Annotated in this window: 9 protein-coding genes, 1 tRNA gene and 1 pseudogene; 6 read left to right on the top strand and 5 right to left on the bottom strand. The window is 73.2% G+C overall.

What is annotated here, in order from left to right:
- Positions 1 to 449: 449 nt before the first annotated feature.
- The gene (locus N866_RS12455) at positions 450 to 761 is read right to left on the bottom strand and encodes a hypothetical protein (protein WP_155855342.1); all 312 of its coding nucleotides are present in this window, start codon (positions 759 to 761) and stop codon (positions 450 to 452) included.
- 179 nt (positions 762 to 940) lie between these two features.
- On the opposite strand from N866_RS12455, the gene N866_RS12450 reads away from it, so the two are divergent.
- Both N866_RS12450 and N866_RS12445 read left to right on the top strand, forming a co-directional pair.
- Positions 941 to 2,677: a hypothetical protein gene (locus N866_RS12450; RefSeq protein WP_034226786.1), complete on the top strand. Its 1,737-nt coding sequence runs from the start codon at positions 941 to 943 to the stop codon at positions 2,675 to 2,677.
- Complete coding sequence (locus N866_RS12445) at positions 2,674 to 4,326, top strand: hypothetical protein (protein ID WP_034226785.1); 1,653 nt, start codon at positions 2,674 to 2,676, stop codon at positions 4,324 to 4,326. The genes N866_RS12450 and N866_RS12445 overlap by 4 nt, the downstream gene beginning before the upstream one ends.
- Positions 4,327 to 4,577: 251 nt before the next feature.
- On the opposite strand, the gene N866_RS12440 is transcribed toward N866_RS12445, so the two are convergent.
- Together N866_RS12440 and N866_RS12435 are read right to left on the bottom strand one after the other, a co-directional pair.
- Positions 4,578 to 4,667 (bottom strand) — tRNA-Ser (locus N866_RS12440).
- Between the two features lie 66 nt (positions 4,668 to 4,733).
- Positions 4,734 to 5,204 carry a hypothetical protein gene (locus N866_RS12435; RefSeq protein ID WP_034226783.1) on the bottom strand — a complete coding sequence of 157 codons (471 nt, stop codon included), beginning with the start codon at positions 5,202 to 5,204 and terminating at the stop codon, positions 4,734 to 4,736.
- A gap of 190 nt (positions 5,205 to 5,394) precedes the next feature.
- On the opposite strand from N866_RS12435, the gene N866_RS20980 reads away from it, so the two are divergent.
- The 4 genes from N866_RS20980 to N866_RS12415 all read left to right on the top strand — a co-directional run bounded on the left by N866_RS20980 (position 5,395) and on the right by N866_RS12415 (position 9,651).
- The gene (locus N866_RS20980; protein ID WP_052023001.1) at positions 5,395 to 5,745 is read left to right on the top strand and encodes a rhodanese-like domain-containing protein; all 351 of its coding nucleotides are present in this window, start codon (positions 5,395 to 5,397) and stop codon (positions 5,743 to 5,745) included.
- Between the two features lie 18 nt (positions 5,746 to 5,763).
- Entirely contained in the window at positions 5,764 to 7,122 is a 1,359-nt protein-coding gene (locus N866_RS12425) for an MBL fold metallo-hydrolase (protein WP_034226782.1), read from the top strand.
- The gene (locus N866_RS12420) at positions 7,119 to 7,751 is read left to right on the top strand and encodes a hypothetical protein (RefSeq protein ID WP_245612580.1); all 633 of its coding nucleotides are present in this window, start codon (positions 7,119 to 7,121) and stop codon (positions 7,749 to 7,751) included. Before N866_RS12425 ends, N866_RS12420 begins: the two co-directional genes overlap by 4 nt.
- Before the next feature lie 172 nt (positions 7,752 to 7,923).
- Positions 7,924 to 9,651: a DUF885 domain-containing protein gene (locus N866_RS12415; RefSeq protein WP_034226781.1), complete on the top strand. Its 1,728-nt coding sequence runs from the start codon at positions 7,924 to 7,926 to the stop codon at positions 9,649 to 9,651.
- Positions 9,652 to 9,793: 142 nt separating this feature from the next.
- Here N866_RS12415 and N866_RS12410 read toward each other — a convergent pair whose 3' ends face one another.
- The gene (locus N866_RS12410; RefSeq protein ID WP_034226780.1) at positions 9,794 to 10,183 is read right to left on the bottom strand and encodes a tautomerase family protein; all 390 of its coding nucleotides are present in this window, start codon (positions 10,181 to 10,183) and stop codon (positions 9,794 to 9,796) included.
- A gap of 94 nt (positions 10,184 to 10,277) precedes the next feature.
- A pseudogene (locus N866_RS12405) lies at positions 10,278 to 10,751 on the bottom strand (hypothetical protein); the annotation flags it as partial.

The raw sequence follows: 10,751 nt of genomic DNA, 5'->3' as shown, positions 1-10,751 counted from the left end.
TGTCCAGGATCCGGGGACAGGCCCCACTTGCGTCCAGACTGCTCGCGCCCACCGTGCCGGGCATGAGCACTCAACCAAGCCCAGCACCCATCGCTCCTGGCAGCGCCTGCCGCCTGTGCCGTCACGACATGGACGATCATCAGATGGTCCTGATCATCGAGGGGCCGGTTCCGGCAGGACTTGTCCTCTGCCCCGTCCCTGGCTGCACCTGCGGGGCGACGTGGAGGGCCGGAGCCGGTCCCTCCACGCCTGAGCAGGTGGCCGAGACTCGGCGTCTGGTCCGCCCGGCGCTCACGCTGGATGGGGTACCGGTCCCCGCCTTCCTGCGTTGACACGCCACGGCGGCTCCTCGATCACTTCGAGGAGCCGCCGTTGCCTGGCTCTCGGGCGCGCTGCAGCCAGATCCAGCAACTGCGGGGCGAGGTCCGAGACCTCGCCCCGCAGCCGGTTCAGGCGCTGGCCTGCTGTCGCGCCTGGGTGCAGTACCTGCAGTCCGTCCGGTCGTTGCTGTCCGGGTCGTGAAGCTTGCGGGCGTCGGCCTGGACCCACTGGATGAGCCAGGCCTCGCTGAGGTGGGGCCAGCCCTCGGTCAGGGCCCACTCGGTGACCATGAGCTCTTCGGTGAGCTCACCGACGCCCTGGAGGCCGTGGGAGACGCGCTCGGCCCAGTCAGCGCCGAGCTGGTCCCGACGCTCCAGCAGTGCCGAGAGGCGGGACTGCTGGTTGGACCGGTGCTTGCGGGTGCTGCGGTGTGCGGACATGGAGTCCTCCATGGGTTGGACACCCCGGTCGGCGGGTGCCGCCGGTGGTGCGGAGCACCGGAGTGCTCACCGGCAGCCGTTGGTGCGACGCACCCGACCGCAAGAGGCTTGCCGCGGGCTCATCTCCCAGGTGGTGTGCGACGACTGCGCGGTGCTCGACGGCCGGAACCAGTGCGTTCATGGAGACCCCCGAAGCCGTCAGCCGGTACGTCGCGCAGTACCGCTCCAGCCTCGTCCTGGGCGGCGACTGGTCGCTCGCCGAGGGACCGCTCAAGACCCTGGTCATGGCCGCTGGGCCCATGTCGCGCCGGGAGGCGCACGACCTCTGCGCCGCCGTGTCCACCTTCCTGGCGGGACCCTGCGGATGGGACCGGACGGCGGCCCCGGACTTCCGTGGGCTGCTGAACGAGAGGGCCATCGCTCAATGCGCCGCCGGTCAGGGCAGCGGCGCGGGCAGCGGCAGGGTTCTTGCCGCCCTGCGTGCCGCGCAACGCGCGGCGTTCGGGATCTCGGTCCAGAGGCGACCGGGCACCGGTCGCCGCCACACCTCGCCGATCCGCAAGGTCGGCCGGGTCTACGACGCCTGCGCCGGCCTGTCCGTTGCGACCTTCGCGCTCGTGCTGGAGGGCGCCACCGGGCGGGTGGTGACGGAGTCCCGACTGCGAGGCCTCGTCGCGTCGCTGCTGGCCACTGTCTCCACCCAAGACGCGGGCACGGTGGTCTTGGAACCCACCGTCCTGGCGGCCTACCTGCAGGCCGTTGACACCGACCTCAGTGAGGAGCTGGTCCAGACCCGAGCAACCTCGAAGACCAAGCCGAAGCCGAAGCGCCCGTCCGAACGCCAGGCGCAGGCACGTCTGAAGGCTGACCGGGCGGCTCACCGTCGTGCGACCCAGGGTGCCACCCTGGCCGACGACCCGTCCGCGGACGACCTCCTCCCACAGGTCCGTGAGGCGATCAGCCGCTACCGCCCGCAGGACCTCGACGACGAGCAGTGGGAGCCTCTGCGGTCGCTTGTGCAGCGACTGGTCGTCGGCTACAAACCCCCGTCGGAGGTCTCCGCCCGCAACGCCGCGACGATCGTCGTCGCCTTCCTGGTCTGGGTCTGGAGCCTGCCCGAGCGGAAGAACCCCGCCATGCCACCGACCGCCGAGGAGCTCCTGCGGTCTCCCTTGCACGAGGCGTACGTGCAACGCACCCTCAGCGACGGCACGCCGGCGGCGAGCGCGGCGACCGAGCGGTCGGTCCTGAGACGGTGCCTGCGGTCCCTGGAAGCGGACCCCCTGCACCACGTCGTGCGTCACACTCCGGTGGCCGCGCCGTACAGCCCCGAGGAGTGCGCGGCCTACGCCGAGCTCGCCCTCGCCCAGCCCACCGACGTCAAGACCCGCAACGCCTGCTACCTCATCGGACTGACCCTGGGGGCCGGGCTGTCCCCCGAAGACCTCCGGTCGATCCGGCTGTGCGACCTGTGCGAGAGGACCGGTTCCGACGGCCTGCCCTACCTCGAGGTGAGCGTCCGCGGGCGCTCGCCGCGCACCGTGCCGGTCCGGACTCAGTACGAACCGCTGGTGCGGCGAGCCATGGCCCTGAGCGAGGGAATGGATCCTGAGGCGCTCGTGATCGGCCGCAAGGCCGACCGGCACAACGCCACCGACGCGGTACGCCGGCAGTTCGTCACCGCCAGCGGCACCGTCGACGTGGACGCCCGCCGGCTGCGCACGACGTGGCTCTTCGCGGTGATGAACACCGCGGTGCCGCTGCCGACCGTGCTGCGCCTGGCCGGGCTGCGTTCCGCGCGCACCTTGGTGGACTTGCTCCCGCTGTGCCCTGCGCCGTCCGAACTGGAGGTCCGGGGCGCGCTCGCCGCCGTCCGTACCGTCGAGGACGCCTCGCTGCCGGAGGCGGGACGATGAAGCTGGACAACGAGTTCCGGCGCGCCCTGGAGGTCGTCCGCCGCAGCGGTCTAGGGCCGGAGTTGGAGCAGCGCCTGCGCCCCGGGCGCAGCGGTGCACCCCGGCAGTTGTCCGTCGAGGCGCTCCTGGCCGCGTGCATCGTCGTGCACGGTCGGCTTTTCCGGACGGCCACCTTCCTGGAGATCCACAACCTGTTGACCGACTACCTCGGCAGCAGCACCCAGTACGCCATCGGGACGCGGTGGACGGCGCGGAACGTGACCCGCACGGTGACCTACCGGCAGATCCGATACCTGTTCCACCGCATCGCTGACCTGTACGACTACTCCCCACACACGGCCCGGACCACGCGCCCGAACGGGTCCACCATCGACCCGAACAACAGCACCCCCCTCAGTGCCGAAGAACGCGCGGCCCGGGAACGTGACTTCATCACGGCGATGAACAGGCTCATCGCCGCCTCCCGCCCCCTTGACGTTCCGGCAGCGTCGACGCTGGCACTGGACGCCAGCGGTTTCGCCACCGCGGCCCGGCCCGTCAACAGCCTGCCCAGCAGCAAGCACGAAGCTGACTACCAGCCGGACACCAGCGCCTTCGCACGCCAGACGAGCCGCTCACACGACCCGGATGGCCGCTGGGACTACTGCACCCGCACGCACCAGAAGGGGTCACGCCGCGTCTTCGGATACCAGATCATCGGTGGGGTCGGCGTTCACGCACCCGAGGGACCCTTCGGGGGTCTGCACCTGTTCCAGGCGTTCGCGCTCGTGCCAGGCGGATACATGAAGGCCGCCCCGACTGTGCGCCTGCTCGATGCCTACCAGGAGATCGGCAACCCCACGCCGCGACTGGTCGTCGACCGTGGCTTCTCCAGGTGGACGACCGAGACGTGGGCCGACGAACTGCGCGCTCGCGGGATCGAGCAGGTGTTCGACCTGCACCCACAAGATCGAGGAGCGCGCAAAGACCTCGCGACCGGCGTGCTCATGATTGACGGGTGGCCGTACGCCCCCTGGACACCGAAGAGGCTTCACAACATTCCCGTACCAGCGAAGCTGGTGGTGAAACCCCCGCGCAAGCGCGCGAGCGAGAAGAAGAAGGCCAAGTACCGCCGAGCGATTGCCGCGTTGGAGGACTTCCTAGCCCTTCAGGAGGAGCTCGGGCAGTACGCACTCAGGCCGAACACCGCGATGCGTCCCGACGGCAGCCGACAGTTCAAGCAGCCCACGTTCAACAGGCACCTTGCGACGGCCGCGCAGCGCCGGACCAAGGTGTTCCAGCAGGCCACCATCGTGATCCCGGCCTCCCTGAGCAGCAAGCTCGGACAGCGTGAGCGCTGGGGATCTTACGAGTGGATCATCACCTACGCACTCCGCAGCGCTGTCGAAGGCGCCTTTGGGCGCATCCAGGCCAAGGACAGCGACGGCGAGCGCGTCCAACGCGGCTGGACCCGCATCGTCGGACTTGTTCCCTCGGCGTTGCTGCTCGCTAGCGTGCTCGTCCACCACAACCTCCGGATCGTCCGTCGTTGGGCGAAGCGGACAGGCTTCCAGAGCACCGACGTGCTCCTGGCGCCCGACGAGGACCTGATGCCCGAGTTGACCGTGCCCGGGCTGCTCGGCAGCACCGCGCCCCCCATCGCCGCCTGAGCCCAGCACAACCCACCGAGAACCACGAGCCCGCCGGCCAGCGCCCGCGGGCCACTCGGCGTGCCCCCCGGGTCCGTCCACGGCCCCCGGTCGCCCGCGCGCAGCCGGCGCGGTGACCAGGGCGGAGCGACCGCGCCCCTCCGTAACGGGTTGAGGCCACCGGAACGTGACGAACCCCCCTACGTAGCGCCTCGCGGCGCCCCGTAGGGGGGTTGTGTCACTCGACGGTCCTGAGTTGTGTCAGAACCCCATGGCGGTAGCGGTGGGATTTGAACCCACGGTGGACTTTCACCCACACACGCTTTCGAGGCGTGCTCCTTAGGCCGCTCGGACACGCTACCTCGCCGGTGAGGATAGCCCGTGGCGAGCGCAGGACCCAATCCGACCCAGGCGCCGTCGTCGGCGCTTCAGCTCGTCGAGCAGGCGGCGACCGGTGCGCCGCGGCGCTGGACGAGCCCGAAGGCGACGATCGACAGGGCGGCCAGCGCCATCGGCGTGCTCCCGGGCGCGGAGGCGATGAGCAGGCCCGCGCCGACGGTGGTCAGGACGGGCATCGCCGCGCAGGGGGCGCACCCGACGGCGTCCCGGACGCGCTGCCCGGCGCGCGGCACGTAGTCGGCGAGCACGGCTGCGCCGGCGAACGCCACGGCGCCGACGACGACGAGCCAGGCGGGCCCCGGCGCGGAGGTGAGGGCGCCGCCCAGGCCGGCGTAGGCGAGGAACAGCAGCGGCGCGGCCGCGAGGCCGACGAGGAGTCGTCGCCGGTCGGCGCGTCGTCGGTCAGCCCCCGCACGAAGCGTTCGTCGCCCCAGGCGCGACAAACCCTTCGTCCGGGGGCCACCGGACTGCGCGGAGGGCGGGGTCAGCGGCAGGTGCACCGCTGCGCCGTCGGGACGGCAGCGAAGACGGCGTCGACGTGCTGGCCGCACCCGGACCAGGTCACCTTGCCGCAGGCGGAGCATCGAGCGGGGCTGCACACAGGAGTTCTCCTTCGGTTCGTGGGGTTGAGGAAAACATACCCCCTGGGGTATTGTCAGACAAGCCGCACCCCGAGGAGGGACGACCCTGATGTCGGAAGTGACCATCGAGCAGCTCGCCGCTGCGCCCACCGAGGGCGCGTACGTCGTCGACGTCCGGGAGCCGCAGGAGTACGTCGCCGGGCACGTCCCCGGCGCGGTCCTGCTCCCGATGTCCCAGCTCGGCGCCCGCGTCGGCGAGCTGCCCACGGACCGACCGCTCTACCTCGTCTGCCGCACCGGGAACCGGAGCCTGCAGGTCACCACCGCCCTCCGCCCGCACGGGTACGACGCGCACTCCGTCCGCGGCGGCACCGAGGCCTGGGTCGCGTCCGGCCGCGCCGTCATCACCGGCACGGAGAGCGGCACCGAGACCGGCACCGTCACCGACGCCCACGCCTGAGCCCGAGGAGACCCACCCATGGCCATCACGATCATCCCCATCGCCACCCCGAGCCTGGGCGACCGCAGCTACGTCGTCCACGACGGCGAGGTCGCCTTCGTCGTCGACCCGCAGCGGGACATCGACCGGGTGCTCGCCCTCTCCCGGGAGCACGGCGTCCGCATCACCGACGTCTTCGAGACGCACATCCACAACGACTACGTCACCGGCGGCTACGCGCTCGCCCAGCAGGTCGGCGCGCGCTACCACGTCAACGCCGACGACCCCGTCAGCTACGAGCGCGACGAGATCCGCGACGGCGACGTCGTCGAGGTGAGCCCCGCGCTGCACGTCCGCGCCGTCCACACGCCCGGCCACACCTACACCCACCTCTCCTACGTCCTCGAGGGCGACGAGCCCGTCGTCTTCTCCGGCGGCTCCCTGCTGTTCGGCTCGACCGGGCGCCCCGACCTCCTGGGCGAGGAGCACAAGCACGAGCTCGCCCGCCACCAGTACCGGTCCGCCCGCACGCTCGCGACGCTGCCGGACGAGACGGTCGTCATGCCGACCCACGGGTTCGGCTCGTTCTGCGCCGCGACCTCCGCGGGCGAGAGCACCGACTCCTCCACGATCGGCCGCGAGCGCCGGGTCAACCCCGTCCTGAGCCAGGACGAGGAGGACTACGTCGCGAGCGTCATCGCGGGGCTGGACGCCTACCCGGCCTACTACGTGCACATGGGCCCGGCCAACGCCGCCGGACCGTCCGCAGCGGACCTCAGCGCACCGCGGCGCGCCGACAAGGACGAGCTGCGCCGTCGTCTGGAGGCGGGGGAGTGGCTCGTCGACCTGCGTCACCGCACCGCGTTCGCGGCCGGCCACGTCCCGCGCACGATCAACATGGGCCTGGACGGGCAGTTCTCCACCTACCTCGGCTGGCTCATCCCGTGGGGCACCCCGGTGACCCTGCTCGCCGACACCCCCGAGCAGGTCGCCGAGGCGCAACGCGAGCTGGTCCGGATCGGCATCGACCGGCCCGCCGCGCAGGCCACCGGCCGACCGGAGGAGTGGACCGACGAGCCCCTCGCCACCCTGCCGACGGCGACCTTCGCCGACCTCGCGCAGGTGCGCCACCACCGCGAGGTGACCGTGCTCGACGTCCGCCGGGTCAACGAGTGGCGCGACGGTCACCTGATCGGGGTCCTGCACATCCCGCTGCACGACCTGCTGAAGCGCATGGACGAGCTGCCCGACGGCGAGATCTGGGTGCACTGCGCGTCCGGCTACCGGTCCTCGATCGCGTCCTCGCTCATCGCCGCGACGGGCCGGCGCGTGGTGGCGATCAACGACACGTACGCCACCTCCGCCGTGAAGGCCGGCCTGCCCGTCGAGGCGGCGTGAGCGGCGCCGTCGGCCGGCCGGCACCGGGCGGCGTCGTCGGCCGCGTGGGACCGGAGGTGGTGCGCACGACCCGGGCGGTCGGGATCGCGCTGCGCACCTGGACCCCGCGGCAGGTCGGGGCGGCGGTGCTCTTCGCCGTCGCGTTCGCGCTGCTGCTGGGCGTCCCGACCGTGCTCATCCCCAACCCGGTGTTCGGTCGGGAGATCGCCGTCGTCGCGTGGAACTACCCGGTCTGGATCGCGTCGGCCGTGCTGGCAGGCATGCTCGCGGCCACGTACGTCCGGCCTTCGGCGCCGCAGCGGACGGGGCCCGGTGCCGGTCCGGGCGGTGACGACGACCGTTCTGCCGCCGAGGCCGACGACGACGCCCCGGTCGACACCACCAGCAAGGTCGCCATGGCCGGCGGGGTCCTCGCGTGGTTCGCCGTCGGGTGCCCGGTCTGCAACAAGATCGCCCTCCTCGCGCTCGGCTACTCCGGCGCCCTGACGTCGTTCGCGCCGGTGCAGCCCTACCTCGCGGCGGTGGCCCTGCTGCTCACGGCGGGCGCGCTCGTCTTCCGCCTGCGGGGCCAGGTCCTCTGCCCCACCCCGCGGCGCACCGGCGCACCCCTGCCGGCCCCGGCCCCCTGAGCCCTGCTGGAGGCCGACGAGTCACCGGTGCGCCGCCCCGACCTCCACCGCGAACTCGGCAGTTCGCCCCGAGATCGGCACGTACAGCGACCGATCTCGACGGGAGGTGCCGATCTCGTGGTGTCGCGCGGGCGCGGGCGTCGGTCGCCGGCCCCGGTTAGCGTGCTGTTCCATGAGCGACGACGCGCGCACGCCTGACGCCACCGCCCCCGTGCAGCCGACCGCCCCCGTGCAGCCCACCGCCCGCGAGGTCGCGGACCGGTGGGTCGAGACGCTCGCGGACCTCGACCCGGGCATCGGCACGGCCCTGGGCATCCGCCCCGGCGACGACCGCATGCCCGACCTGTCGCCCGACGCGCTCGCCGAGCGCGCCACGCAGGCCCGCGCCGCGCTCGCCCGCCTCGACGGCGCCCACGTCCGCGGGGACGACGACCGGCGCTGCGCCACCCTGCTCGCCGAGCGCCTCGGCGCCGCCCTGCTGCTCCACGACGCGCACGAGGACCTCGCCACGCTGCGCCCCATCGGCTCCCCCGTCCAGCAGCTCCAGTCGATCTTCCTGCTCATGCCGACGGCGACCGACGACGACTGGGCCGTGATCGCCCGGCGCATGGCCCGCGTGCCCGAGTCCGCCGCCTCGTACCGGGCGTCCCTCGAGGCCGGGCTCGCCACCGGGGCGGTCAGCGCCCCCCGGCAGGTCGAGGCCGTCGTGGCGCAGCTCGACGCGTGGCTGCCCGACGGCGACGCGCCCGGCTGGCACGCGACCTTCGCCGCGGACGGGCCCGACGCCCTGCACGCCGACCTGGACCGGGCGGCGTCGTCGGCGGCCGACGGCGTCGCGGCGCTGCGCGACTGGCTGCGGACCACCTACCTCCCGGCCGCCGACGGCGTGCCGGACGGCGTCGGCCGCGACCGGTACCTCCTCGCGGCGCGCGGCCACCTCGGCGCGCACCTGGACCCGGACGAGGCGTACGCCTGGGGCTGGGAGGAGCTCGCGCGCATCGAGGACGAGATGACGCGCGAGGCCGAGCGGGTGCTGCCGGGCGGGAGCGTGGCCGAGGCGTTCGAGCACCTCGACGAGCACGGCGAGGCGGTCGAGGGCGTGGAGGAGGTCCGCGTCTGGCTCCAGGCGATGATGGACCGCGCGATCGCCGAGCTGGACGGGAGCGTCGTCGACGTCGCCGACCCGGTGCGCCGTGTCGAGGCGATGATCGCGCCCCCCGGGGCCGCCGCCGCGCCGTACTACACGCGCCCGTCGCTCGACTTCTCCCGGCCGGGCCGCACCTGGCTGCCGACGCTGGGCCGGACCCGCTTCCCCACCTGGGACCTCATCAGCACCTGGTACCACGAGGGCGTCCCCGGCCATCACCTGCAGCTGGGCCAGTGGGCGTACCGCGCGGCGGAGCTGTCCCGGTTCCAGGTGAGCATCGGGTCGATCCCCGCGACCACCGAGGGCTGGGCCCTGTACGCCGAGCGCCTCATGGACGAGCTCGGGTACCTGCCCGACGCGGGCGCCCGCCTCGGCTACCTCGACGGGCAGCGGATGCGGGCGGTGCGCGTCGTCGTCGACATCGGCATGCACCTCGGGCTGCGGATCCCCGACGGCGCCCCCTTCCGGCCCGGCGAGCGGTGGACGCACGACCTCGGGCTGGAGTTCTTCCGGGAGCGCAGCGGCTCGCCGGACGCGTTCGTGGCCAGCGAGATCGTCCGGTACCTCGGGTGGCCGGGGCAGGCGATCAGCTACAAGCTCGGCGAGCGGGCGTGGCTCGCCGGGCGGGACGCGGCGCGGCGTCGCCGGGAGGCGGCGGGGGAGTCGTTCGACCTGCGCGCGTGGCACACGGCGGCGCTGTCCCTCGGCTCGCTCGGCCTGGAGGACCTCCAGCGCGAGCTCGCCACCCTCTGACCGCGGCCCCCTGACCACGGCTGCCGTCGGCCGGTGAGTCACCGCGGGGCGCCGGCGCCGGCTCGTGAGCGCAGAGCGCGGGGTCAGGCCGGTGCCGGCAGGCGCGCGTCGGTCCAGGAGCCCTGCGTCCGACGACCGCCGCTCACTGCTCCACGCGGTACGTCAGGGCCAGGTCGTCGCCGGCGACCCCGCGGATCGCCCAGTCGTGCCGGGGGGTCTCGAGGAGGGTCACCTCCAGGTCGGCGGGGCCGATGCCCAGCCGCTCTGCGAAGTCCGTGAACAGGCGCGCGTAGAAGGCCTTCTTCGTCTCGACGGTGCGCCCCTCGAAGAGCAGCACCTCGACGATCGTGTAGCGCTCGGTGCGGCCGTCCGGCGTCGGGAAGTCCTCGGGGTCCATCGGGAAGAAGCGGTGGAAGCGCTTGGTCTCCGGCAGCCCGAGCACGTCCACCGCAGCGGAGTGCAGGACGTCCGAGACCGCGGACCGCAGCGGCCGCAGGACGTCCGCCCGGCCGTACACCTTGACCTGCGTCACGACACCCCTCCCGACGTGCCGGCGAGCCTATCCCCGGCGTGCCTGCCCTCAGCCCCCGCATCCGCGCCGGTCGGCGTCGGGGTGGGTGGCCGGGTCAGTCCGCGCGGGCGAGGAGGACCTCCGTGACGGCGTCGACGACGGCACGCTGCAGGTCCAGCGCGTGGAGGTCGGCCAGGCGGACGGCGAGGGGTCGGTCACCCGTCGCGGCGGCGTAGGCGTGCACCTTGGCGTCGTGCTCGACCTCCGCGCGGTCCAGGACGGAGAAGACCAGCGGGTCGACGTCGTTGGGCCGGACCTGCGGGGCGGCCCCGACGGAGACGGCGAGCGTCGCGGTCGTCGGCACGTCGTCGACCGTGATCGAGACGCGCGTCGTGGGGCGCGCGCCCGGGCCGTCCGGCTGCGGGGTCGCGTGACGCCGCTCGACCGTCGCAGGGACCTCGGCGCCGTCGACGGTCACGGCCAGCGCGCCGTCGTCGGCCGCCAGGTCGTCCGGGGCGGCCACGAACGTCACGGTCCACCGACGGCGGTCCGGCACCGCGCCCGGCCCCGACGGCGACCCCGGTACGGC

Source organism: Actinotalea ferrariae CF5-4, from assembly GCF_000603945.1.
GTDB classification, from domain to species: Bacteria; Actinomycetota; Actinomycetes; order Actinomycetales; family Cellulomonadaceae; genus Actinotalea; species Actinotalea ferrariae.
The sequence above is the reverse complement of the archived record's forward strand: the minus strand, read 5'-3'. Positions and strand labels throughout refer to the sequence as shown.